This window comes from Streptomyces sp. CNZ301 (genome assembly GCF_004217425.1).
Window position 1 is genome coordinate 5,060,875 of record NZ_SHLG01000001.1, and the last position, 24,509, is coordinate 5,085,383.

Genomic DNA, 24,509 nt, shown 5'->3' on the forward strand with positions numbered 1-24,509 from the left:
ACGCCGGACGGACATCCGTGCACCCGCGGCTGAGGAATCCCTCCGGAACGGGTCACCGATTCCGTGGGGTAGCGTGGGCGGCGGTGCGTTCCGCACGGCCCCGAGCGGGGCGCGGACGTTCGCAGCGGCTCCCCGGTTCCGCTCCGTCCGCAAACCAAGGGGCGCCCCCGCCGACGGTATGGGGTCTCCCCGCCGCAGGCAGGGGAACCGTCCCTTCGCGGCCGCCTGCGGGAGTGCACGCCGACACCGGCGCTATGGCGTAGGAGAGACGATTCTTGTGAGTGCTGCATGACCGCCGCGACGCGAAGCGGCCGTACCCGTCGCGCCTCAGCCCCCGACCGGCTCTGCGCCGAAGCCGTCGAGCTCGCGCGCGAAGCGGCTCAGACCGCCGCGGGGCCCGGTCAAGTCGGCGATCACATCGAGGTCGTGGCCGACGCGGACCGCGTCGTCACGCACTTCTTCGAATGCCGGGAGTCGGCGTACCGAGGCTGGCGCTGGGCGGTGACCCTGACCCGGGCGTCCCGGGCGAAGGCGGTCACGCTGGACGAGACCGTTCTCCTTCCCGGCCCCGACGCACTGCTCGCCCCCGAGTGGGTTCCGTGGAACGAGCGGCTGCGCCCCGGTGACCTCGGGCCCGGCGATCTGCTGCCCACCGAGGCGGACGACTTGCGCCTGGTGCCGGGCTACGCGGAAGGCGCCGGAAGCGCGGCGGGCACCGGTGACGTGACCGGCGATACGGACGAGGAGGCGGGCGCTGCCGGTGCTGCCGGCGCGGAGGCCCGTACCGCCGAGGCCGACGCTGCCGCCCGTGCCGGGGGAGCCGCCGCCGAGGAGGTCCCCGCCGAGGAGGTCCCCGCCGAGGAGGCGGACTCCGAGCGCGACGAGGCAGAGCCGCAGGCGGAGATCCTCCCGCCTCCGGAGCGCGCCAGGATCGAGGCGGTCGCCGAGGAACTGGGCATGGGCCGCCCGCGCGTGCTGTCCCGCTACGGGCTGGAGACGGCGGCCGACCGCTGGGAGGACGAGTACGGGCCGGACACGGCCATGGCACAGTCCGCGCCGGCGAGCTGCGTCTCGTGCGGCTTCCTGCTGCCGCTGGCGGGCTCGCTGCGTCAGGCCTTCGGGGTCTGCGCGAACGAGTACAGCACTGCGGACGGCCACGTGGTCTCCCTGGCCTACGGGTGCGGCGGCCACTCGGAGGCGGCCGTCATGCCGAAGACTCCGCAGCCGCGGCCCCCGGTGATCGACGAGACGCAGGCGGACGAACTCTCCTGAGCGGCACGGGTTTCGCCTCCGGCGCGTGACGCGCACCGGAGGCGGCCGTGGCCGCCGTCGCCGCGAACCCGGCCTCGAACGGGCCCGGTTCTCCGCGCCGGAGGCGCCAGGCTCCGTCCGGATGCCGGTCGCCCCCCCGGCCTCGGGCCGCCCGCACCTGACCGCCCGCACCTGACCGTCCGGGCGGGACCCGGCGGGCGGGACTCGCACCTGACGGCCCGGGCGGCCTTTCGACAGGCCCTCCACCTCCGGCTCCAGCCCCGGTCCCAACCCCGCCCCGCCGCACCGCACACCGGCCGACGCGAACCGGCGTACGGGCCGACGTGAACCGGCGGGGGAGGAGCCGCCGGAGCGATGCCGTACCGTCACCGGCGGGGCGAGGGTGCCGGTTGCGCGACGAAGGAGACGGCGATGGGGCAGGAAGAACCGCTGGACACATTCGGCACGGCGCGGCTGCGGCGGGGTGTGCTGGACGCCTGGACGGCCTCTCCCGCGCGGTTCCGCGAGGACGCCAACGCCGAACAGCAACTGGCGCTCGGCGGCTACCGGGACCGGCTCGTCGTCGAGTTGGCCCAGAACGCCTCGGACGCGGCCGCCCGCGCACACACCCCGGGAAGGCTGAGGCTCACCCTCCGCGACGATGTTCTCGTCGTCGCCAACAGCGGCGCGCCGCTGGACGCCGAGGGCGTCGAGTCGCTGTCGACGCTGCGCGCGTCGGCGAAGCGCGACGACGAGGACGCGGCCGCCGTGGGCCGGTTCGGTGTGGGTTTCTCGGCGGTGCTCGCGGTCAGCGACGAGCCCGCCGTCGTCGGTACCACGGGCGGCGTGCGGTGGTCGCTGGCCGAGGCGCGGGAGATGGTCGGCGAAGCGGCGCTCGGCACGCCCGCCCTCGGGGAGGAGTTGCGCCGCCGCGAGGGCCACGCGCCGCTGCTGCGGCTGCCGTTGCCCGCGGAGGGCAGCGCACCCGAGGGGTACGACACGGCAGTGGTGCTGCCCCTGCGGGACGTGGGCGCACGGGAGTTGACGGAGCGGCTGCTCGCGGAGACCGACGACTCGCTGCTGCTGACGCTGCCCGGCCTGTGCGAGGTCGTCGTCGAGACCGGCGACGGTGTGCGCACCCTGACGCGCCACGTGGACGGCCCGTTCGTCGAGGTGCGCCGCGACGACGGCGACGGCCGAGGCGGCGCGCGGCGCTGGCGCGTGGCGCAGGAGAGCGGCGTCGTGGAGGGCGCCCTGCTGGAGGACCGTCCCGTCGAGGAACGGATGCGTCCCGCCTGGTCGGTGACGTGGGCGGTGCCGGTGGAGGACGGCTCTCCCGTACGGCCTCACACGGCCCCCTGCGTCCATGCTCCGACGCCGACGGACGAACCGCTGGGCCTGCCGGCGCTGTTGATCGCGAGCTTCCCGCTGGAACCGACGCGCCGCCACGTCGCGCCCGGCCCGCTGAGGGACTTCCTGCTGGAGCGCGCCGCCGACGTCTATGTGCGGCTGCTTCGCGAGTGGCGGCCGGTGACGGCGGATCTGGTGGATCTGGTGCCGGGCCCGCTGGGGAAGGGCGAACTCGACGGAGAGCTGCGGCAGTTGCTGCTGTCGAGGCTTCCGGGGGTGCCGTTCCTCGCAGGTGCCGGCAAGGACGAGGACGGCGAGGCCGTCGTGTTGCGGCCGCGTGAGGCGGAGATCGCGGAGGGGGCCGGCGCCGGCACCGTCGGTGTGCTGGCGGAGCTGTTCCCCAGCCTGCTGCCCGCCGGAATGGAGCGGCGGGCGGAGCTGCGTGCGCTGGACGTCGCGAGGGTGCCGCTCGGCGAAGTGATCGACCGGCTCGCGGGTGTGGTACGGCCCCCGGAGTGGTGGCGTCGGCTCTACGACTCGCTCGCCGGTGTGGAGCCGGACCGGCTCACCGGGCTTCCCGTGCCGCTGGCCGGAGGAACGGCGCGGACGACGATCGGACCACGCCAGGTGCTGCTGCCGCTGCCCGGCCCGTCGGCAGATGCGGGCAGGGCCGGGCAGTTGGCCCGTCTCGGGCTGAAGGTCGCGCACGAGGACGCCGTCCATCCGCTGCTGGAGAAGCTCGGCGCGACGAGCGCGACACCGCGCGCGGTGCTCACCACCCCGCAGGTGCGGGCTGCCGTCGCGGCGTCGCTGGACGAGGACGGCGTCCCCCTTCCCCTGCCTTCGGCGGGGAGGCCCCATGCCTTCGACGGGGAGGCCCCGTGGGAGGCAGGCCCCGGTGCGGAGAACGAAGGGCCCCTGGATGCGGAGGAGTTGGCGGAAGTCGTGCTGGGGCTCGTACGTGACGCGCGGCTGGGGCCGGGTGACGAGCCGTGGCTCGGCGCGCTGGCGCTGCCCGACGAGGACGGGGAGATCGCACCGGCCGGCGAACTCGTCTTCCCCGGCAGTGCCTTCGAGCGCGTCATCCGTGAAGGTGAACTCGCCGCTTGCGACGCCGAGTTGGCGGAGCGGTGGGGCGAGCAGCCGCTCACCGCGGTCGGTGTGCAGGCGGACTTCGCGCTCGTACGGGCCACGGACGTCGTCCTCGACCCGGACGAACTGGAGCCCCGCGAGGGCGACTTCGCGGAACCCGACGACGTGGGCCTGCTGGACGCGGTCGACGTGTGGTGCGAGGACGTGCTCGACCAGCTCCCCGAGTCGGAGGTGGCGGTGCCGCCCGTCGCCTCCGAACTCGTCGCGGTGCGCGATCTGGACCTCGTCGACGACGACAGCTGGCCCGAGGCCCTGGCGATGCTCGCCAGGCCGCCGCTGCGTGACGCGCTGACCGCGCCCGTGCGGATTCTGCTGCCGGACGGCGTGACGGAGACGGTCCGCCCGTACACCGCGTGGTGGCTGCGCGGCCACCCGGTGCTGGACGGGCGTCGCCCCGCGGGCCTGCGCGCGGCAGGCGGGGACCCGCTGCTGGACGGGCTCTACGAGGAGGCCGACGCTTCCCTTCCCCTGCCTTCGGCGGGGAGGCCCCATACCTACGGCGGCGACACCCCGACGCCCTCCGCCGGCGAGGCCGCCTCCGCCGGGGAGCCTGCCTCCGGCGGAACCTCGTGGTTCGGCGATGCGCAGGTGCTGCGGGCGCTGGGAATCCGCACGACCGCGGCGGCGCTGCTGGAGGAACCGGGAGGCGCGGCGGAGCTGCTGGGACGGCTCGCGGACCCGGACTCCGAGGTCTCCCACGCCCAACTGCACGGCCTCTACGGGCTGCTGGCCGGGTTGGACCCCGAAGAGGTCACGCTGCCCGAGGAGTTGCGCACCGTACGCGGCGGGCAGGGCGCCGTCGAGATCACTCCGAGAAGCGAGGCGCTGATCGCGGACGCGCCCGACCTGATGCCGCTGGCGGAGGGCCGGGCGCTGCTGCCGGTGGCCCCCCGGGACGCCGCGGCCCTGGCAGTGGTGCTGGACGTGCCGAGGCTGAGCGAGGAGGTCCCTGGCAGGATCGACACGGCCGAGTCCGGGGAGGGCACCGAGCGGGACGTGCCGGAGGCGGTGCGTGTGCTGCTGCCCGGGGCGCCCCGCACCTACCGCGAGCACGACGAGCTGATCGTCGACGGCACGGACGTGGAGTGGCGCCGCACCCCCGACGGCGTGCTGCACGCGGCGACGTTGGAGGGCGTGGCGGCAGGTCTGGCCTGGGCGGCGGGCCGCTGGGGGCGCCGCTTCGAGGTGGCGGCCCTGCTGGAGGACCCGGAGCGGGTGGCCGAGCTGGAGAGGGCACGCTGGTTCGACTGACCGGTGTGCGGCCGCGGCCGGGCGAGGCCCGGCCGCGCGGTGCGGAGGCAGATGAGTTCCGCCTCGCCGGCCGGTCGGAAGAGCATGACCACTCTCTCGCTCACCACATTCGTGTCCCTGGACGGCGTCATGCAGGCGCCCGGCGGCCCGGCCGAGGACCCCAGCGGCGGCTTCGAGCAGGGCGGCTGGGTCGTCCCCCACATCGACGACGGCATGGGTGCCTTCATCGCCAAGACGTTCGCCGAGGCGGGCGGCTTCGTGCTCGGGCGCCGCACGTACGAGATCTTCGCCTCGTACTGGCCGGGCGTCACCGACCCCGACGACCCGGTGGCCGCCAAGCTCAACAGCTGCCCGAAGTACGTGGCTTCCACGACGCTGAAGTCCGCCGACTGGTACAACACCACGCTGCTGCGCGAGAACGTCCCCGAGCAGGTGGCGGCGCTGAAGCAGCAGCATCAGGGGGGCGGAGAACTCCAGGTCCACGGAAGCGGCGTGCTCGCGCGGTCCCTGATGGCGAACGACCTCGTCGACGTGTTCAGGCTGCTGACCTTCCCCGTGGTCCTCGGCAACGGACGACGGCTGTTCGCGGAGGGGTCGAGGCCGATGGCGATGAGGCTGACGGAGTCCATGACCACCGGAACCGGAATCGCCATCCACACCTACGAGCGCACCGGACCGCCGGAGTACGGCGACTTCGCGCTGCCGGACGAGGACGACGCTCACGACAAGTGACAGGCCACGGCGGGGAATCCGGGCTCCGGCCACCGCCTACGCTGCCGGGATGGATGACGGCACGGAGAAGCAACGGCCGGCGACGGCGGACCGGCCGGTGGCGGGGCCGTTCACCGAGGCGCGGGCGCGGGACGTGCTCGCGTCCGCCGGTGAGCCGGCCGGGGACGCCCGGCTCCTGGCGCTCGGCGAGAACGCGGTCTTCGCGCTGGACGCTCCCGAACCCGTCGTCGTACGCGTCGGCCGCGACCCCTCGCTGCGGGAGCGCGCCGAGCGTGAACTGCGCGTCGCCGGCTGGCTGGAGGAGCATGAGGTGCCCGCCGTGCGTGCCGCGCGGTCCGGCGTCACCGTCGTCGACGGCCATCCCCTCACCTTCTGGCGGCGTCTGGACGAAGCCCGACGGGAGTCCGTGCCCGCGGACCTGGCGGAACTGCTCCGGCTCGTACACGCCCTGCCCGCCCCGCCGTTCGAGCTGCCGCGCCGGGACCTGCTCTCCGGCGTGGAGCGCTGGCTGCGGCTGGCCGGGGACGCGGTGCCCCCGGCGGACGCGGCCTATCTGCGGGCCCGGCGCGACGAGTTCGAGTCCGCCGCCGCCGGACTGACACCCGTCCTGCAGCCGGGTCCGCTGCACGGCGACGCCCTCCCGCGCAACGTCCACGTCGGTCCCGACGGCCCGCTGCTGCTGGACCTGGAGACCTTCTCCGACGATCTGCGCGAACACGACCTGGTGGTACTGGCGTTGAGCCTCGACCGCTACGGCCTGGACGAGGAGTCCTACTCGGGCTTCGTGCGGGTCTACGGCTGGGACGTGCGGGAGTGGCCCGGCTGCGCGGTGCTGCGCGGCGCCCGGGAGACGGCGGCCTGTGCGTGGGTCGCGCAGCACGCACCCGGAAACCCGGCGGCGCGCCGGGAGTTCGCACGACGCGTCGCCTCGCTGCGGCAGGAGGACACGGCCGTGCGCTGGTACGCGTTCTAGGGGCCGTCCGACGGATCTTCGTGGATCAGCGAGCGGCGCCGGCGGGCTCCCACCGGCGCCGCAGGGTGCACCAGGCGACCTCCAGCGTCACGACGGCCGCCGCCGCGACGGCCACCGCGGTCAGCGGCATCGCCCAGCCGACCAGTTCCAGGGCGAAGAAACGCTGAAGGGCGGGCGTGACCAGCACGGTCACGAAGGCGAGCCCCATCGTGGCCACGAGTGCGACCCGCCACCAGCTGTAGGGCCGCGCGACGACCGCGAGCACCCACATCGCGACCAGGAAGAGCGTCAGCGTCGCCACGCTCGTCTCGGCCGTCAGCGCCCCGCGCCCCGCGTAGTGGCCACGGGCCAGCAGATACGTCGCGAATGTCGCCGCCCCCGCGACGAGCCCCGCCGGCACCGAGTACCGCAGGACTCTCCGCACGAAGTGGGGCCGGGCCCGCTCCCGGTTGGGCGCGAGAGCGAGGAAGAAGGCGGGAATGCCGATGGTCAGGGACGACAGCAGCGTCAGATGGCGCGGCAGGAACGGGTAGGGCACCTGCCAGAGGATCACGAGCAGGGCCAGCAGCACCGAGTAGACGGTCTTGGTGAGGAAGAGGTGGGCGACACGTTCGATGTTGCCGATGACCCGGCGGCCCTCCGCCACGACGGAGGGGAGCGTGGCGAAGCTGTCGTCGAGGAGCACGATCTGGGCCACGGCCCGCGTGGCCTCGGAGCCGGTGCCCATCGCGACGCCGATGTCGGCGTCCTTCAGCGCGAGCACATCGTTGACCCCGTCGCCCGTCATCGCGACGTGGTGCCCGTGTTCCTGAAGGGCGTCGACAATCCTCTGCTTCTGCCGCGGTGAGACCCTGCCGAAGACGGTGCCGCTCTCCAGCGCGCGGACGATTCCCGCCGGATCCTCGGGGAGCCGGGCCGCGTCGACGGGGTTCTGCGCGCCCCGCAGCCGCAGCTTGCCCGCCACCGCGCCCACGGAGACCGCGTTGTCACCCGAGAGGACCTTGGCGGTGACGTCCTGCTCCGCGAAGTAGCGGAGGGTTTCCCCGGCTTCGGGCCGCAGCCGCTGCTCCAGCACGACGAGGGCCGCCGGGACGGCTCCGTCGACGGCGTCGGGGGCGTCCGCCACGCGGTCGGTGCGGGTCAGCAGCAGCACCCGCAGCCCCTCGCGGCTGAGCTCGTCGACGTCCGCGAGTGCGGGATGGCCGGGCGGCAGCAGGATGTCGGGGGCGCCCAGCAGCCAGGTGCGGCGGGTGCCGTCGTGCTCGACGAAGGTGGCTCCGCTGTACTTGCGGGCCGAGGAGAAGGGCAGCGACTGCGCGGTCCGCCAGGCCGTGCCGTCGCGCCCGTCGAGGGGGTAGGCGTCGACGATGGCCCGCATGCTCGCGTTCGGGCGGGGATCGGCCGATCCCAGGGCCGCGAGCGCCCGCTCCACGTAGGCCGTGTCCGCGGCCCCGCGACCGCCGGCACCGGGGTGGCCGTCCCCGTCCCGGTCCCCGGCGCTGTCACCGTCGCCGCTCCCGGGGCCGCTCCCGGCGCCGTCCCCGGAGGCCGCGTCGCCTGTGCCGTTCTCGAAAACGCGCACCTCCGCGACGTCCATTCCGCCCTCCGTCAGGGTGCCCGTCTTGTCCAGGCAGACGATGTCCACGCGCGCGAGTCCTTCGATCGCCGGCAGCTCCTGCACGAGGCACTTCCGGCGCCCCAGCCGCACGACGCCGATGGCGAAGGCGATCGAGGTCAGCAGTACCAGGCCCTCGGGCACCATCGGCGCGATGCCGCCGACCATGCGGCGCACGGAACTGTGCAGGTCGTCGTGCTCGACGACGAGCTGGCTGAACACGAGCCCCAGCCCGGTCGGCACGATCACCCAGCTCACGTACTTGAGCAGATCGTTGATGCCGCTGCGCAGCTCGGAGTGGACGAGGGTGAAGCGAGAGGCCTCCTCGGCGAGCTGGGCGGCGTACGCGGCACGCCCCACCCGCGTCGCGGTGAACGCGCCGCTGCCCGCGACGACGAAGCTTCCGGACATGACCGGGTCGCCGGGCTGCTTCGCGACGGGGTCTGCTTCACCGGTCAGCAGGGACTCGTCGATCTCGAGGCCGTCGGCCTCGGTCACCTCGCCGTCCACGACGCACTTGTCGCCCGGCCGGAGCTCCACGAGGTCGTCCAGCACGATCTGCGAGGCGCTGAGACGGACGGATGCGCCGTCCCGTCTGACGACGGGTTTCACCTCGCCGATGACGGCGAGGTTGTCGAGGGTCCTCTTCGCCCGCAGCTCCTGCACGATGCCGATGAGGGTGTTGGCGACGATCACGAACCCGAAGAGGCTGTCCTGCACGGGCCCGACGAAGAGGATGATCAGGAAGAGGGCGCCGATGACGGCGTTGACGCGCGTGAAGACGTTGGCGCGGACGATCTCCGTGAGCGAGCGGCTGCTGCGCACGGGTACGTCGTTGATCTCGCCGCGAGCGGTCCTCGCCTCCACGTCCGCGGCACTGAGCCCGCGCTGCCGGCCGTCTCCGGGAGCCGTCCCGGCGGCGGCGCCCGTCCGCTCCGTCATGCATCAGACGTTACGGGCGTTTCATACGCCTTGCCCTGGTTGATCCCGGGATGCGGTTTTCAGCGCCGTCCTCAGTGCGGTGCTCAGGTGGCCGGGGAGGTCCTTGCCCTGTGTCGTCTCCACCAGCGCCGCGGCCACATGGTGGAGCTTGGTGTTCGTGTGCTGGGAGACGGTGACGAGGACGTGCCACGCCGAGTCGGGCGTGCAACGGTAGGCCGCCATCAGGACACCGTGTGCCTGGTCGATGACCGGGCGCGTCGCCATGGCGCGGCGAAGCTGCTCCAGCTCGGCATGCGGATTCTCCGCGTCGCCCATTCCTGCCCCTATTCAGCTCAGGGTGACCCGTGACGCACCGCCGACACAGCGGGGCTGATGGGCATATGCCCTACCGCGTGATCATACGCATAGCGGTGCTGTGAACGGGAGTTAAGCGGACGACGGCGGACGGCGTCGGCGGAGCGACAGCGGTGCCACGTCCGGGCGGGCCCGGAGTCCGGCGCGGACGGAGGGTGCCGGCTCGCACCCCCGGCAGGGGAAGGGGCGCGGGGTGACGGGAGCAGGGCCGCGGGGTCGGTTCCGTCAGGCGGAGTCGCGAGCGTCCCGCTGCAGGGCCCGCTCCCGCACATGTACGTACCAGAGGCCGATCAGGCCGAGTCCGGCCCCCGCGGCACAGGTCCAGATGAACCAGGTGTGCCCGTGGTCCTCGTACCAGCCGTAGAAGGGGAGCTGCGCGAGAAAGAGGACGAACCAGATGCCGGTGCCGACCAGGACCGTGCCCCTGACCGGGCCTTCGAGCGGCTCGGGGGCCTCGCGCTGGCCGTCGGTCCACCGGTTCATGAGGCCCATCGCCGCAGCTTCCTCTCACGTTCGCTCGGCCGGCGCCGCTCATCCCGCGCCGTCGGCAGGGCACAGCCTATCGAGGGCCGGGAAAGTGCGGGAGGGCGGTGGTTCTACGCGCGGAGATGGAATTCCGCGGAGCTATTTGTTCATACTGCAACCAATTGGAGCTGGCCGGGCTCGGTCAGGGCGGGCAGCTCCAGGGCTGGCCCGTGCTGGTCTTCGTGCTCGGGGTGGCGCTGATGTTCGTGCTGATGGTCCGCAGGGTCAGGGGCGCGATCCTGATCGGCATCGTCACCATGACCGTCGTCGCGATCACCGTCAACGCGGTGGCGGACGTCCCTGCCGCGGCCTGGGGCCTGGATGTGCCGAAGGTGCCGGAATCGCTGGTGAGCACCCCCGACTTCGGACTGATAGGCCAGGTCAGCCTGTTCGGCGGCTTCCAGGAGGTCGCGCTGCTGACCGGCTGCCTCTTCGTCTTCACCGTGCTGCTGTCCGGCTTCTTCGACGCGATGGGCACGATCATCGGCGTCGGCGAGGAGTCGGGGCTCACCGACGAGAACGGCCAACTGCCCCGGATGGGCCGGATTCTGATGGTGGACGGCGTGGGCGTCGCGGGCGGGGGATTCGGCTCGTGCTCGGCGAACACCTGCTTCGTGGAGTCCACCGCCGGAGTCGGCGAGGGCGCCCGCACCGGCCTCGCCAACGTCGTGACCGGCGGCCTCTTCCTGCTCGCCCTCGTGTTCACCCCGCTCGCGACGATCGTGCCGTCGCAGGCGGCCACTCCTGCGCGGGTCGTCGTCGGCTTCCTGATCATGGCGTCGAACGTCGGCTCCATCGACTGGGGCGACTTCACGATCGCCGTTCCCGCCTTCCTGACGGTGGTGGCGATGCCGTTCACCTACAGCATCACCAACGGGATCGGCCTCGGCGTGCTGGCCTTCATCCTGCTCAAGGGTGTGACGGGGCAGATACGTCAGGTGCCGTGGCTGCTGCATGTCGTCGGAGCCTGCTTCCTCGTCTACTTCATGCTCGACCCGATCGAGCAGGCCCTGGGCGTTTAGCGAGCCGGCGCCGCACGCCGGCCGAGCCGAAGAAGCGCTCGGCCTCCTCGACGGATGTCTGGAGCCGTTCGTCGAAGTCGTCGCGCACGAGCGCACGGACCACGTAGTCCTGAACGCTCATGCCGCGCTTGGCGGCGTGGGTGTGCAGCCGGTCGAACAGTTCACCGTCCATCCGCAGGCTGAGCACCTTCGAGGTCGTCGGATTCATGCCTCAACGGTCCCGGGCGGGCCGGGGGTGATGTGTCAGATTTCCGTGCGATGTCACTCGTATGTGTGAGCTGGTGGACGGACGGTGACCAGGCCCCCGGCCTGTTCTTTAGGGCAAGTAATGAGTTACGCTAACAACATGCCGGAAACACCCGAGCGCCGCACCGGCGGCGCGGGCACAGCGAGCGAGCTCGACATGGCAGCGGTGAACTCGCTGCGCACCGCCGTCATGCGCCTCTCGCGGCGCCTGAAGCACCAGCGGGTCGACGAGTCGCTGAGCCCGACGGAGATGTCCGTACTGGGCACACTCGCCCGCTGTGGCTCCGCGACGCCCAGCGAGCTGGCCCGCAAGGAGCACGTCCAGCCCCCCTCGATGACCCGGATCGTCGCCATGCTGGAGGCGAAGGGGCTGGTCCGGCTGGAGCCGCACCCCGACGACCGCCGCCAGAAGACGGTCACGCAGACCGGGCGCGCGGAGTCCATGCTCGCCGCCAGCCGCGAGAAGCGGAACGCCTGGCTGGCCGAACTGGCCGGTCGCCTCGACGATGACGAATGGGAGCGGCTGCGCGCCGCGGCACCCGTGCTGGAGAAGCTGGCGCACTCGTAGCCGGGGAGCCCTGAGGGGGAGCTCTCGGAGCACCTGCGGCACACCCGTAAGGAGTAAAGGAGTAGGGGAGCAGTACGGCAAGACGGAGACGAACGACGCGGACGAATGAGGAGGCGAAGGCGATTTGAGTACGGGCCACGGAACAGATTCCGCACCCGCACCAGATGACAAGCCACAGCACGACCCACAGAACCCACAGCACGACCCACTGAACGGCGCACGGAACGAGCCGCGGGACGCGGCGATCGCCGCGGGCGGGAAGCGGCACCGGCACACGCCGGGCACGGAGGGAAAGCCCGCTCCCAGGCCCTCGATGTTCTCGTCGCTGCGCATCCGCAACTACCGGCTCTTCGCCGCCGGCCAGGCCGTCTCCAACACCGGCACCTGGATGCAGCGCATCGCCCAGGACTGGCTGGTGCTCAGCCTCACCGGCTCGGCCACCGCCGTCGGCATCACCACGGCGCTGCAGTTCCTGCCCATGCTGCTCTTCGGGCTCTACGGCGGCGTCATCGCCGACCGGTGCGACAAGCGCAAGCTGCTCCTGATCACGCAGTCCGTCATGGGGCTGACGGGCCTGGCGCTCGCGGCCCTGACCCTCAGCGGCCAGGTGCACGTCTGGCACGTCTACGCGCTGGCGTTCGTGCTCGGTCTGGCGACGGTGCTCGACAACCCCACCCGGCAGACGTTCGTCTCCGAGATGGTCGGCCCGGAACAGATAGGCAACGCGGTCTCGCTCAACTCCGCGAACTTCCAGAGCGCCCGCCTCGTCGGGCCCGCCATCGCCGGCGTGATGATCTCCGCCGTCGGCAGCGGCTGGGCCTTCCTCTTCAACGGCCTGTCCTTCGTCGCTCCGCTCGCCGGCCTGCTGCTGATGCGCACCGGCGAGCTGCACCGCATCGAGCGCGTGCCCCGCAGCAAGGGCCAGCTGCGGGAAGGGCTGAGCTATGTCCGCAGCCATCCCGAGCTGATCTGGCCGATCGTCCTCGTCGGCTTCGTCGGCACCTTCGGCTTCAACTTCCCGATCTGGCTCACCGCCTTCACCGACCGGGTCTTCGAGGAGGGCGCCGGGACGTACGGGCTGCTCAACACCCTCATGGCCGTGGGTTCCGTGGCGGGGGCGCTGCTGTCCGCGCGGCGGCGCGTGACCCGCATGCGGCTGATGGCCGGGGCGGCGCTGGTCTTCGGCCTGCTGGAGACGGCGGCGGCGCTCTCCCCGTCGTTCTGGCTCTTCGCCGCCCTGATGGCGCCGATCGGGATCATGGGGCTGACCTTCAACGTCACCGCCAACTCGGGCGTGCAGATGGCCTCCGACCCGGCGATGAGGGGCCGGGTGATGAGCCTCTACATGATGGTCTTCATGGGAGGCACGCCGATCGGCGGGCCGCTCATGGGCTGGGTCACCGACACCTTCGGTCCCCGGATCGGCTTCCTCTCCGGCGGCATCATCTCGGCGGTGGTCGCCGTCGGCGTCGGCCTGGCGCTGGCACGGGCCGGAGGGCTCCGGCTCCGCGTGGACCTGCGGCGCGGCCACCGGCACGTGAGGTTCGTGCCGCGGGAGGCGAGGGGCGCCGAGCGGGAGAAGGTGACCTCCGCCGCGTAGGGGCGGCCGGGCGTCGCGCCCGGCACGGGGCCCACGGCACCGGCGCCGGCCGCCGAACGGAACGGCCCCGCCGGCGGCCGGCGCCCGACCCCGGTACCCCGCGCGGCGGCGGCATGCTGGAGACATGAGACTCTTCACGGCTCTGCTGCCCCCGGACCACGTACTCGACGCATCCGGTCAACTGGCCGACAAGGTCGCGGAGTTGCGTTCCATGGACGATGGCGGGCACCTGCGCTGGACCGAGCGGGCCAACTGGCACATCACGCTCGCCTTCTACGGCGAGGTCGGCGGAGGGCAGCTGGACGAGCTGCACGAACGCCTTTCGCGCGCGGCCCGGCGCGGCCGGCCGCTGGGGCTGCGCATCGCGGGAGGGGGCCACTTCGGGCACCGGGCGCTGTGGGCCGCCGTCACGGGCGCACCCTCCGGCGCGGAGCCTCCCGCGGCGTACGAGGGCGCGGGCCACCGGCCCGGCGGCGAGGGCGTGCGGATGCTCGCCACGGCCACCGCCGCCGCCGGGCGCCGCGTGGGACTCGGCACGGACGATCCCCGCAGGTTCCGGGCCCACCTGACGCTGGCCCGCGCCCGGTCGCGCCCGTTCGATCTGCGGGCCTACACCGCGGCTCTCGACGAGTTCGCGGGTGAGCCCTGGACCGCCGGCGAACTCGCGCTCGTACGCAGCAACTTGCCGGAGAGCGGTGTGCAGGGAGAGCAGCCCCGCTACGAGCAGATCGCGGCCTGGCCGCTGGGCGGGTGACGGACTTGGTTACGGTTGGGGGCGTGAATACCAAGACGAGGACGCGCATCGTCAGCGGTGTGCTCGTGCTGATGCTCATCGTGGTGGCCGTCGCAGCTGCGGTCGGCGCCTAGAGTCCTGTGGTCGGCGCCCAGGGTCCACCCTCCCCCGGGGAAACGGATTGCCCCCGGGGCGGGAGCTCGCGTTGGCTGGGCACCATGACGGAACTGCACACCGATCGCCTCACCCTGCGCCGATGGCGCGACTGCGACCTTGAACCGTGGGCGGCGATGAACGCCGATCCGGAGGTCCGCCGGCACCTGGGCGGCCTGCTCACCCGTGAACAGAGCGATGCCTCCGTGGCGCGGTTCGAGGCCGACTGGGACCGGCGCGGCTACGGGTGGTGGGCACTCGAGATCCGGGCCACGGGCGAGTTCATCGGCTTCGCCGGCCTGGATCAGGTGGACGACGGCATGCCCTTCACCGGAGTGGAGATCGGCTGGAGGCTAGCCCGGTCGGCGTGGGGCCACGGCTACGCGACGGAGGCCGCGCGGACAGTCCTGGCCCATGGCTTCGAGACGCTCGAACTGCCGGAGATTCTCGCCGTGACGACTGCCGCCAACCTCCGTTCCCAGGCGGTGATGCGCAGGATCGGCATGACCCGGGACAGGGGAGCCGACTTCGACGACACGTCCGCACCGGAAGGACCGCTCCGTCCGAATGTGCTGTTCCGCATCTCCCGCGGTGACGCGCGCCGCCCGTGACGGACGCTCGCCGGACAGCTCGCCGTGCGGTGGCCGTGCGGTCACCGCACCGGCTCCCCGCGGAGGGGAGCGGCCCCGTGCCTGCCCTCGGGGCACGGGGCCGCGGCTGTCGGACGTCTACCAGGCGAACGCCTCCGGTGACGGCCCCGGGCCCGGGAAGATCTCGTCGAGCGCGGCGAGCAGTCCGTCGTCGAGCTTCAGTTCCACCGCACGCAGCGCGGATTCCAGCTGCTCCGGGACGCGCGGGCCGACGATCGGGCCCGTCACGCCGGGACGGGTGAGCAGCCAGGCCAGGGCCGTCTCACCCGGGTCGAGGCCGTGCTCGGCGAGCAGATCCTCGTACCGCTGGACCTGTTCGCGGAGCTCGGCCCTCCTCGCCAGGGCGTCCGCGGAGCGGCCCTTGCCGGCTCCTCCCGTACCGCCGGCGCCGCCCGCCTTGCGGATCGCGCCGCTGAGCAGGCCGCCGTAGAGCGGGGACCAGGGGATCACGCCCAGGCCGTAGCTCTGCGCCGCCGGGATCACCTCCATCTCGGCGCGGCGTTCGGCGAGGTTGTACAGGCACTGCTCGCTGACGAGCCCGTACATCCCGCGTCGCGCCGCCGTCTCGTTGGCCTGCGCGATGTGCCAGCCCGCGTGGTTGGAGGAACCCGCATAGAGGATCTTGCCCTGCTGGATCAGGACCTCGATGGCCTGCCAGATCTCCTCCCAGGGCGTCATGCGGTCGACGTGGTGGAACTGGTAGAGGTCGATGTGGTCGGTGCGGAGCCGCTTGAGGCTCGCGTCGACGGCCCGCCGGATGTTGAGCGCGGAGAGCCGGTCCTGGTTGGGTGTGCTGTCGCCCTCCGCGGCCATGCTTCCGAACACCTTCGTGGCCAGGACGGTCCGCTCCCGGCGGTCGCCGCCCTTGGCGAACCAGCTGCCGATGATCTCCTCGGTGCGGCCCTTGTCGGGGCCCCAGCCGTACACGTTGGCGGTGTCGAAGAAGTTGATGCCCGCACTCTGCGCAGAGTCCATGATGGCGTGACTGCCGGCCTCGTCGGTCTGCGGTCCGAAGTTCATCGTCCCCAGAACGATCCGGCTGACCTTGAGGCCGGTGCGGCCGAGCTGCGTGAATTCCATGGCTGTAGAGCCAAGCCCTTGGAGCGAGCTCGAAGCAAGGCCGCACGCCGGGCGGGAGGTCGTCCACGGCTCCCGGACTGGAGGCGCCGACAGGCTCCCGTACGCGAGACTGTGTCCATGTCTGTGCTTTGGCGCCGCGCCGCAGCGGCAGTGGGGGTCGGGGGAGCAGCTGGACTGCTCGCACTGGGGCCGGCGGCGGGGGCCTCCGCGGCGGCGCCCGTAGCGCCCGGTGCGAGGGCCGGGGGTGAGGAGGGCAGGGGCGCGTTCCGCATCAAGGACCCCCGCATCACGGAGTCGAGCGGGCTGGCGGCGAGCCGTACGCACAAGGGCATCTACTGGACGCACAACGACTCCGACGACGGGCCCTACATCTACGCCGTGGACTCCTCCACCGGCAGGACCGTCGCCACCGTGACCCTCGAGGGCGTCGAACCGCGTGATGTGGAGGCGATCTCCGCGGGGCCCGGCGGCGATCTGTTCGTCGGAGACATCGGGGACAACCTGGGCGGCGGCTGGAGCGAGGTGTGGATCTACCGCTTCCGCGAGCCGGAGAAGCTGCGCGATGTGACGGTGACGCCGACCCGCTACACGGTGCGCTACGCCGACGGTCCGCGCGACGCCGAGTCGCTGATGGTCCACCCGAAGACCGGACGCGTCTACATCGCCAGCAAGAGCCAGAACAAGAAGGGCGGCGTCTACGCCGGGCCGGCACAGCTGTCGGCGTCGGGCGTGAACGTCTTCCGCCGCGTCGCCCGTACCGAGGTCTGGGCGACGGACGGCGCCTTCTCGCCGGACGGGACGCGGCTGGTGCTGCGCGGCTACTTCGGCGGCGAGATGTTCCGCTGGCGGAACGGGAAGCCCGAGGCGCTGGACACCCCCGTCAGCGTGCCCATGGCCGGGCAGGGCGAGTCGGTGACCTTCACCGCCGACGGGCGCACCCTGATGTGCGGTTCGGAGGGCAGGGCCAGCACCGTCGACCCGCTGGAACTGGAGGGGGAGCTGCTTCCGGAGAGCGTCGCGGCCGGAGAGCGGGGGCCGGACGGCGGCGCGAATGGCGGCGGCGCCGCGAGCGGCGGTGACGACGTGAAGGTCGACGAGAAGACGGTCGTCGTGGGCGGGGCGGCGGTCGCGGCGGCCGTCGTGCTGTGGACGCTGCTGCGGCGCCTGTTCCGGCGGCGCGGCTGACTCGACGTCACCCGGCGCCGGGCATCCGGGCCGGAGCAGCGCCCGCCACGGGCTCGCCGAGGACCTGCCGGCCGCGGGGGACTCAGCTTTCCCTGCTCTCGATGAGCTTCTGGAAGCCGTCCAGCAGGGAGCGGAGCCCGTACCGCATCACGTCCTCGCCGCTCATCGAGAAGGCGTCCTCGGGCAGTGCGGCGATGTGCGGGTACTCGCCGGTCTCCATGGCCCGCTCCAGATAGGGCACTTGGGCCGTCCAGAACTCCTCGTCCGAGAGACCGGTCTGTGCCGCGGCCTCCTTCTGGAGCACGTGCGTGCGTGCCGCGCCCACGATGTATGCGTCGAGCGCGACGAGCAGGCCGATCTTCTCCTGGCCCGTCAGCGGCACGTCCTCCAGCGCCGACAGCGCGAACTCGAGACCGGCCATGGACTTGGGTCCGAGGACGGGACGCACCTGGCTGACCTGGAGCAGCCAGGGACAGGAGACGGCGGGCAACCTCTTCGCCGTGGCGTTCCCGTTCGGGATGGTCTCCAGCGTCTTCACCCCGCCCGCGTTCATGCCGGACTGGCTGGGAGCCGTCGCCATGTGGAACCCGGTCTCCTCCACCTCGAACGCCGTACGCGAGCTGTACGGCAACCCGCTGCCCACGGGAGGCAGCTGGATCGAGCAGCACTCCGCGCTGATGGCCGTTCTCTGGCCGGTGCTCATCACGGCGGTCTTCCTGCCGCTCGCGGTACGGAAGTTCCAGCGCCTCTCGACCTGACGCCGGCGGCAAGCGTGAGGCGGGCCCGGATGCCGTTCGTCCGGCTTCCGGGCCCGCCTCCCGACTCGCTTCGGTCAGCTACAGGTTCTCGATCACGTAGTCCACGCAGCGCGTGAGCGCCTCGACGTCCGAGGGCTCGATCGCGGGGAACATCGCGACGCGCAGCTGGTTGCGCCCCAGCTTCCGGTAGGGCTCGGTGTCGACCACGCCGTTGGCGCGCAGCACCTTCGCGACCGCGGCGGCGTCGATGTCGTCGTTGAAGTCGATCGTGCCGATGACCTGCGAACGCTGCTCCGGGTCGGAGACGAACGGCGAGGCGAACTTGGCGTCCTCGGCCCATCCGTAGAGCGTCCGCGACGACTGGGCGGTGCGGCGCACGGCCCAGTCCAGACCGCCCTGGCCGTTGAGCCACTCCAGCTGGTCGCCCAGCAGGAAGAGGGTGGCGACGGAGGGGGTGTTGTACGTCTGGTTCTTGCGCGAGTTGTCGATCGCGGTCTTCAGGTCGAGGAACGCGGGGATGTGCCGGTCGGATGCGGCGATGCGCTCGGCGCGTTCGATGGCCGCCGGGGAGAAGACGGCGATCCACAGGCCGCCGTCGGAGGCGAAGGACTTCTGCGGGGCGAAGTAGTAGACGTCGCTCTCGCGCACGTCGACGGGGAGCCCGCCCGCTCCGGAGGTGGCGTCGACGAGCACCAGGGAGCCGTCGTCGGCACCGGGGACGCGCGCGATGGGCATCGCCACGCCCGTCGAGGTCTCGTTGTGGGTGAGGGCGTAGACGTCGGTCCCGGCCTCGGCCCGTGGGACCGGGTGGGTGCCGGGTTCCGACTCGATCACCGTGGGCTCGCCGAGCCACGGGGCCTGCTTGGAGGCCTTGGCGAACTTGCTGGAGAACTCACCGAACGAGAGGTGCTGCGACCTGGACTCGATCAGGCCGTGCGTCGCGATGTCCCAGAAGGCGGTCGTGCCGCCGTTGCCGAGGACGACCTCGTAGTCCTCCGGCAGCCGGAACAGCTCCTTGACGCCTTCACGCACCCGGCCGACCAGGTTCTTCACCGGGGCCTGGCGGTGTGAGGTTCCGAGAAGCGAGGTGCCGGTGGCAGCCAGCGCGCTCAGCGCCTCCGTGCGTACCTTGGACGGGCCCGAGCCGAACCGGCCGTCGGCGGGCTTGATGTCTGCGGGAATCTGGAGATCAGCCACAGGGGCAGGGTAGTGCGTCCCTTCACACGGCACGGCATGAGGTCCAGCCGGTGAGACGGGCCCGGGGCCCGTGGAGGAGTGCGAGCCCCTCCACGGGAGGCATGTGCCCCCGTGGAGGGCGGTGACGGAGCTGTCTTCTCAACTGTCGCCACCTCATCGCGCACAGCGCTGCGGGATGTACTGGTGCGGGTCTCCGTTCATGCCGTGTTCAATCGTCCGTGGGGCGACCTGTGCGTGCGGGATGGAGCACCGGTCCTGCGGCCCGGCCGGGAGATCCGCTCACCGCCGTCCTGGAGCGATCACGAAGCGGCCATCGGCGGGGTGGCTCTCGTTGGCCGGAGCTGGGACGCCGCGCAGCTCCTGCCGGACCAGCCGGTGCAGCCGTGCCGCGCTCAGGCGGTAGAAGCGGCGCTGTGTGCGGCGGCCGAACAGCGCGAAGCCGAGGCGGATCACCGGGTTGCGGATGGGTGCCCGCCGCGAGTAGCCCGTGATGACGAAGGAGACCTCACCGGTGTGCAGGTGTTTGACGACCTCGTAGCGCAGCTCGCCCTGTTCGAGGTGTCCCTGGAGGGTCTGATAGCCCCACCCCCACACCCTGCGCGCCCGCTTTCCCGTGCCCAGGGTCTCGTCGGTGACGGAGCCGACGCGCACCCCCATGTCGAAGCGCAGGCCGCAGAAGCGCGCTTCGAGCAGCATGTCGCGGCCCGACAGGGGGGCGTCGGCGCGGAAGAGGGAGCGCAGGATGCGGGGCTCCGCGAAGCGGTAGTCCCGGACCAGCCGGCAGGCGGTCTCCCACGTGCCGCCGGACGTGGGGGCGCCGGGGGGCTCCGCGGGAAGCGACCGTACGAGCGAGTCGATGAACCAGCCGGTGCCGGGGGCGGGGGCCCGGCGGGCGGTGGGCGCACGGCGGTAGTTGACGTCAAGGCCCTCGAGGGCCCGCAGTGACGCGAGGGCACGGTCGCCGTGCAGGCGTCGCTCACGGATCATCCGGGCCCGGCTTTCGGGGTCAGTCGAACTCCCTCAGGGACTGGCTCATCAACCACAGAGTCGGCGCCCACATGGACACGAACAGCGCTCGCCGCTCCGCGTTGCCCCGGTCGTCCTGGTCGACGCTCGCCGCCCGCGACCACAGCGCGATGCACAGTCCGATCGAGCCCAGGGACGCGGCTTCCAGGTGCCAGCTGCGCAGGCCCAGCTTTCGCAACAGCAGTCCGGTGTGCATCTCGGCCTCCCGTCCTGTCGTCCTGGCAGACGACCTCAGATGTGGTCGAACCACTCATATGTTGTCATGAAGCACATGACCGCACCGGACCGGGACTCCCGCCCGCGCGTGACTCTCAGGCGGCGGGCGGGCGTCCTGCTGCGCCTTCCCGCGGGGCTCCTGCTCGTCTCCTGGCAGTACTTCTGGCGCATCACGGCCCTGCACCGCAGCGAAACCCCGGGGGACGCCGGTGACCTGCCGGGGCCGCTGCCGCCGGAGGTCGTGGACGAGCGCACCAAGCCGCTCTCCGAGGGGGTCGGCCCGATGTTCCACCGCCGATTCAGGGTGCGCATCGTGGACGCGAGGATGAGCGCGAGGGCACTGATCGCCACCGTCGCCGCGAACCTGAACAGGGCCGCCCCGTGGACCGTCGCGGTCTTCGTCAAGACCCGCGGCCGGGAGGGGGAGCTGCGCGTCGGTGACGAGTACCGCGTTCAGATGCCCGGCCCCTGGGACGGACCGGTACGCGTGGTCGGCCGGGACTCCACCTCGTTCACGCTCGGCACCCTGCAAGGGCATCTGGAGGCGGGACAGATCCGCTTCGGCGTCCGGGACGTCGACGGGGCGCTCGAGTTCGAGGCCGAGGCATGGGCGCGTGCGGGCGACCGGCTGGCGGACCTGCTCTACAGCCGGCTGAGGGTCGCCAAGGAGATCCAGTTCAACATGTGGGTGCACTTCTGCCTCAACGCGGCGGCCTTCTCCGGCGGGCGCCCCTCGGGTGGCGTCGTCATCGAGACCCGCGGAATCCCCGGGGAGCTGTGCCGCGACACCGGCGGGCGCTGACCGCACGCCGGGGCCCCGCAGCAGAACCCCGCAGCAGAACCCCGCAGCTGAACCCGCAGCTGAACCCGCCCGAGGTATTCGCCGGGGAGGGTGCCGTTCGGGCGCCGTCACCGTGCACGCTTGAGCCATGGCACAGGCACATGCACACACGCGGGCGGCGGCAGACGGACGGGCACAGCAGACGGAGCGGATGCGCGACGTCGAGGCGGCGCTGCGCGAAGCGGTACGGGGCGGCGAGGTCGAGTTCGACACGAGCACACGCTCGCTGTTCACGATGGACGCCTCGAATTACAGGCGCGTACCGCTGGGAGTCGTCGCGCCCCGGGACCGCGACGACGTGGAGGCGGTGCTGGCCGTCTGCCGTGAGCGGAGCGTGCCCGTGCTGGCGCGCGGAGCCGGCACGTCCATCGCGGGGCAGGCCACCGGAACCGGAGTGGTGCTCGACTTCACACGGCACATGGACCGCATCGAGTCCGTCGACCCCGGGTCGCGGACCGCGCTCGTTCAGCCCGGAGTGATCCTGGACCGGCTGCGCGACGCTGCGGCACCGCACGGCCTGACCTTCGGCCCCGACCCGTCGACGCACAGCCGCTGCACCCTCGGCGGGATGATCGGCAACAACTCGTGCGGCTCGCATTCGGTCGCCTGGGGCACGACGGCCGACAACGTGCGGGAGCTGGAGGTCACCGGCTACGGCGGGCAGCGCATGCGTCTCGCCCGCGGCGGCGAAGGCGTCCCGGACAGGCTGCGCGAGGACGTACGGGCCCTGGTCGGCGGGGAGTTGTCGCTGCTTCGCACCGGTTTCCCCGAGCTGCCGCGGCGCATCTCCGGCTACGCGCTGGACGAACTCCTGCCGGAGAAGGGCGAGGACTGGGCGCGGGCCTTCACCGGCAGCGAGGGCACGCTCGGCGTGCTGACCCGCGCGAGGGTCGCCCTCGTGCCGACGCCCGGGGCGCGGGTGCTGGCGGTGCTCGGCTACGCCGACGAGAGCGCCGCCGCGGAGGCGGCCGCGGGACTGCTCCCGCACGGCCCGCTCACGGTCGAGGGCATGGCGAACGACCTGGTCTCCCCGGCGGCGAGGGCCGGACTCCCGCGCGGCGGCGCATGGTTGTTCGTCGAGGTCGGCGGGGACGACGAGGCGCACGCGCGCGCACGGGCCGGAGAGCTGTGCCGGGCCGCCGCCGCGGACGGCACGACCGACCACCGGCTCGTGGTGCCCGCCGCGGAGCAGCGGGCGCTGTGGCGCATCCGCGAGGACGCCTCCGGCACGGCGACGCGCCTGCCGGACAGTTCCTCCGGAGGGGCCGGGACCGGGGTGACCAGGGAGGCGTGGCCGGGCTGGGAGGACTGCGCGGTGCCGCCGGCCCGGCTCGGGGCGTATCTGCGGGACTTCCGGGCACTGCTGCGCGAACACGGCCTGCACGGGCTGCCGTACGGGCACTTCGGCGACGGCTGCATCCATGTGCGCATCGACTTCGACCTGATGAGCGACGAGGGCATCCGGCGCTTCCGCGACTTCTCGTCGGACCTGGCGGACACCGTCGTCGCGCACGGCGGCTCCCTTTCCGGGGAGCACGGCGACGGGCAGGCCCGCGCCGAACTGCTGCCGAGGATGTACGGGGAGGAGATGGTCGGCCTCTTCGGGCGGTTCAAGGACCTGTGGGACCCGGCCGGGGGGCTCAACCCGGGCATGCTGGTGCGGCCCGCGCGCATCGACGAGAACCTGCGTTTCGCGCCGCTGCCGCGCAACCCCGTGCCGGTGGAGTTCGGCTACCCCCACGACGCGGGTGACTTCTCGGCGGCCGTACGGCGGTGCGTCGGTGTCGCGAAGTGCCGTAACACGGACGCCGGTTCGGGCGTGATGTGCCCGTCGTTCCGCGCGACAGGCGAGGAGCAGCACTCCACGCGCGGGCGTGCCCGGCTGCTGCACGAGATGCTGGCCGGCGAAGTGGTCACGGACGGCTGGCAGTCGGAGGAGGTGCGCGAGGCCCTCGACCTGTGCCTGTCGTGCAAGGGCTGCCGCAGCGACTGCCCCGTCGGCGTCGACATGGCCACGTACAAGGCCGAGTTCATGCACCACCACTACGAGGGCCGGCGCCGTCCGATGGCGCACTACTCGATGGGCAGGCTGCCGCAGTGGCTGCGCCTCGCCGCGGCGAGCCGTCTCGTGCCGCTGCTCAACGCGGCAGCGCGCGTACGGCCGTTGGCGGCTCTGGCGAAGCGGCTCGGCGGCATCGCGCCGGAACGCGACATCCCCGCTCTGCCGCGCGAGCCCTTCACTCGGTGGTGGCGCAGGCGGGCACGCGGCGGCGGGAGCAGCGCGGAGGGAGCGGGTGCGTCTCCCGCGACCGGGACGCAGACGGTGCTGTGGCCCGACACCTTCACCAACTACCTCTCCCCGGAGGCCGGTTCAGCCGCGGTGCGGGTGCTGGAGGACGCCGGGCTGCGGGTGAGCGTGCCGGACAAGCAGGTCTGCTGCGGGCTCACGTACGTCTCGACCGGCCAGCTCGACCAGGCCCGTGCCGTCATGCGCCGCACGCTCGACCGCATCGAACCGGCACTGGACGCCGGGCTGCCGGTCACGGTGCTGGAGCCGCCGTGCGCCGCGGCGCTGCGCACCGACGTCCCCGAACTGCTGGGCGACGACCCGCGTGCGCACCGGCTGGCCCGCTCCGTGCGCACCTTCGCGCAGACCCTGGAGGAGTTCGCGCCGGAGTGGGAGCCGCCGCGCGTCGACCGGCCCGTCGCCGGCCAGACCCACTGCCACCAGCACGCCGTCATCGGCGACGCGGAGGACCGGCGGTTGCGTGAACGTGCCGGGCTGACGGGTGAGTTGAGCAAGGGCTGCTGCGGCCTGGCGGGCAACTTCGGCTTCGAGAAGGGGCATTACGAGGTGTCCGCCGCGTGTGCGGAGGACCAGTTGCTGCCCGCCGTGCGCAGGGCCGGGCCGGACGCGGAGCTGCTGGCCGACGGCTACTCGTGCCGCACGCAGCTTGAGCAGCTGGGCGGACACAGCAGCCGTCATCTGGCCGAGGTGCTCGCCGAGGGGCTGGACGCCGCACGGAAGCGGGAGGGTTCACCGGCCAAGAAGTAATGCAAGCACGCTTGCTTGTTTTTCGCCGCGCTGT

At 72.4% G+C, this 24,509-nt stretch carries 20 protein-coding genes and 2 pseudogenes; 13 read left to right on the plus strand and 9 right to left on the minus strand.

Going from position 1 to position 24,509, the window contains the following annotated elements:
* Positions 1 to 288 precede the first annotated feature (288 nt).
* From EV375_RS21900 to EV375_RS21915, 4 genes are all read left to right on the plus strand, one after another.
* Positions 289 to 1,272 (plus strand): DUF3027 domain-containing protein, encoded by a 984-nt coding sequence (locus EV375_RS21900; RefSeq protein ID WP_130301123.1) that lies wholly within the window; start codon positions 289 to 291, stop codon positions 1,270 to 1,272.
* Positions 1,273 to 1,683: 411 nt separating this feature from the next.
* Positions 1,684 to 5,004, plus strand: coding sequence for a sacsin N-terminal ATP-binding-like domain-containing protein (locus tag EV375_RS21905; protein WP_130301125.1), 3,321 nt, complete (start codon positions 1,684 to 1,686; stop codon positions 5,002 to 5,004).
* An 84-nt stretch (positions 5,005 to 5,088) separates the two neighbouring features.
* The gene (locus tag EV375_RS21910; RefSeq protein ID WP_130301127.1) at positions 5,089 to 5,736 is read left to right on the plus strand and encodes a dihydrofolate reductase family protein; all 648 of its coding nucleotides are present in this window, start codon (positions 5,089 to 5,091) and stop codon (positions 5,734 to 5,736) included.
* Positions 5,737 to 5,785: 49 nt separating this feature from the next.
* Positions 5,786 to 6,709 (plus strand): aminoglycoside phosphotransferase family protein, encoded by a 924-nt coding sequence (locus EV375_RS21915; protein ID WP_130301129.1) that lies wholly within the window; start codon positions 5,786 to 5,788, stop codon positions 6,707 to 6,709.
* A 25-nt stretch (positions 6,710 to 6,734) separates the two neighbouring features.
* Here the strand turns inward: EV375_RS21915 and EV375_RS21920 are convergent, their stop codons facing one another.
* From EV375_RS21920 to EV375_RS21930, 3 genes are all read right to left on the minus strand, one after another.
* Positions 6,735 to 9,266, minus strand: coding sequence for an HAD-IC family P-type ATPase (locus EV375_RS21920; protein WP_130301131.1), 2,532 nt, complete (start codon positions 9,264 to 9,266; stop codon positions 6,735 to 6,737).
* 21 nt (positions 9,267 to 9,287) lie between these two features.
* Complete coding sequence (locus EV375_RS21925) at positions 9,288 to 9,581, minus strand: ANTAR domain-containing protein (RefSeq protein WP_130301133.1); 294 nt, start codon at positions 9,579 to 9,581, stop codon at positions 9,288 to 9,290.
* A 264-nt stretch (positions 9,582 to 9,845) separates the two neighbouring features.
* On the minus strand, positions 9,846 to 10,103 hold the full coding sequence (locus tag EV375_RS21930) for a DUF2530 domain-containing protein (protein WP_130302028.1): 258 nt from the start codon (positions 10,101 to 10,103) through the stop codon (positions 9,846 to 9,848).
* Between the two features lie 176 nt (positions 10,104 to 10,279).
* Between EV375_RS21930 and EV375_RS21935 the strand changes: the two are divergent.
* A pseudogene (locus EV375_RS21935) lies at positions 10,280 to 11,167 on the plus strand (solute carrier family 23 protein); the annotation flags it as partial.
* On the opposite strand, the gene EV375_RS21940 reads toward EV375_RS21935, so the two are convergent.
* The gene (locus EV375_RS21940; protein WP_130301135.1) at positions 11,130 to 11,375 is read right to left on the minus strand and encodes a ribbon-helix-helix protein, CopG family; all 246 of its coding nucleotides are present in this window, start codon (positions 11,373 to 11,375) and stop codon (positions 11,130 to 11,132) included. The pseudogene EV375_RS21935 and the gene EV375_RS21940 sit on opposite strands and share 38 nt — an antisense overlap.
* A 138-nt stretch (positions 11,376 to 11,513) precedes the next feature.
* On the opposite strand from EV375_RS21940, the gene EV375_RS21945 reads away from it, so the two are divergent.
* From EV375_RS21945 to EV375_RS21960, 4 genes are all read left to right on the plus strand, one after another.
* Complete coding sequence (locus tag EV375_RS21945) at positions 11,514 to 11,981, plus strand: MarR family winged helix-turn-helix transcriptional regulator (RefSeq protein WP_486588633.1); 468 nt, start codon at positions 11,514 to 11,516, stop codon at positions 11,979 to 11,981.
* A 124-nt stretch (positions 11,982 to 12,105) separates the two neighbouring features.
* On the plus strand, positions 12,106 to 13,581 hold the full coding sequence (locus tag EV375_RS21950) for an MFS transporter (protein ID WP_486588634.1): 1,476 nt from the start codon (positions 12,106 to 12,108) through the stop codon (positions 13,579 to 13,581).
* 124 nt (positions 13,582 to 13,705) lie between these two features.
* Entirely contained in the window at positions 13,706 to 14,335 is a 630-nt protein-coding gene (locus tag EV375_RS21955) for a 2'-5' RNA ligase family protein (RefSeq protein ID WP_130301139.1), read from the plus strand.
* A gap of 197 nt (positions 14,336 to 14,532) precedes the next feature.
* Positions 14,533 to 15,078, plus strand: a complete 546-nt coding sequence (locus tag EV375_RS21960) for a GNAT family N-acetyltransferase (protein WP_130301141.1) — start codon at positions 14,533 to 14,535, stop codon at positions 15,076 to 15,078.
* Positions 15,079 to 15,195: 117 nt separating this feature from the next.
* On the opposite strand, the gene EV375_RS21965 is transcribed toward EV375_RS21960, so the two are convergent.
* Positions 15,196 to 16,197, minus strand: a complete 1,002-nt coding sequence (locus EV375_RS21965; protein ID WP_130301142.1) for an aldo/keto reductase — start codon at positions 16,195 to 16,197, stop codon at positions 15,196 to 15,198.
* Positions 16,198 to 16,314: 117 nt separating this feature from the next.
* On the opposite strand from EV375_RS21965, the gene EV375_RS21970 reads away from it, so the two are divergent.
* Positions 16,315 to 17,382: a hypothetical protein gene (locus EV375_RS21970; protein ID WP_486588635.1), complete on the plus strand. Its 1,068-nt coding sequence runs from the start codon at positions 16,315 to 16,317 to the stop codon at positions 17,380 to 17,382.
* Between the two features lie 82 nt (positions 17,383 to 17,464).
* On the opposite strand, the gene EV375_RS21975 is transcribed toward EV375_RS21970, so the two are convergent.
* On the minus strand, positions 17,465 to 17,803 hold the full coding sequence (locus tag EV375_RS21975; RefSeq protein ID WP_486588636.1) for a TetR/AcrR family transcriptional regulator C-terminal domain-containing protein: 339 nt from the start codon (positions 17,801 to 17,803) through the stop codon (positions 17,465 to 17,467).
* 52 nt (positions 17,804 to 17,855) lie between these two features.
* On the opposite strand from EV375_RS21975, the pseudogene EV375_RS29860 reads away from it, so the two are divergent.
* A pseudogene (locus tag EV375_RS29860) lies at positions 17,856 to 18,140 on the plus strand (ABC transporter permease); the annotation flags it as partial.
* Between the two features lie 78 nt (positions 18,141 to 18,218).
* Here the strand turns inward: EV375_RS29860 and serC are convergent.
* The 3 genes from serC to EV375_RS21990 form a co-directional block, all read right to left on the minus strand.
* Complete coding sequence (serC, locus tag EV375_RS21980; RefSeq protein ID WP_130301146.1) at positions 18,219 to 19,337, minus strand: phosphoserine transaminase; 1,119 nt, start codon at positions 19,335 to 19,337, stop codon at positions 18,219 to 18,221.
* A gap of 279 nt (positions 19,338 to 19,616) precedes the next feature.
* Positions 19,617 to 20,324, minus strand: a complete 708-nt coding sequence (locus EV375_RS21985) for a DUF1990 family protein (protein ID WP_130301147.1) — start codon at positions 20,322 to 20,324, stop codon at positions 19,617 to 19,619.
* A 19-nt stretch (positions 20,325 to 20,343) separates the two neighbouring features.
* Positions 20,344 to 20,559 (minus strand): hypothetical protein, encoded by a 216-nt coding sequence (locus EV375_RS21990; RefSeq protein WP_130301148.1) that lies wholly within the window; start codon positions 20,557 to 20,559, stop codon positions 20,344 to 20,346.
* Between the two features lie 75 nt (positions 20,560 to 20,634).
* On the opposite strand from EV375_RS21990, the gene EV375_RS21995 reads away from it, so the two are divergent.
* A complete protein-coding gene (locus EV375_RS21995) occupies positions 20,635 to 21,381 on the plus strand; it encodes a DUF1990 family protein (RefSeq protein ID WP_130301150.1) in 747 nt (248 codons plus the stop codon).
* 190 nt (positions 21,382 to 21,571) lie between these two features.
* On the plus strand, positions 21,572 to 24,475 hold the full coding sequence (locus EV375_RS22000; protein WP_207228404.1) for an FAD-binding and (Fe-S)-binding domain-containing protein: 2,904 nt from the start codon (positions 21,572 to 21,574) through the stop codon (positions 24,473 to 24,475).
* Positions 24,476 to 24,509: the final 34 nt, after the last annotated feature.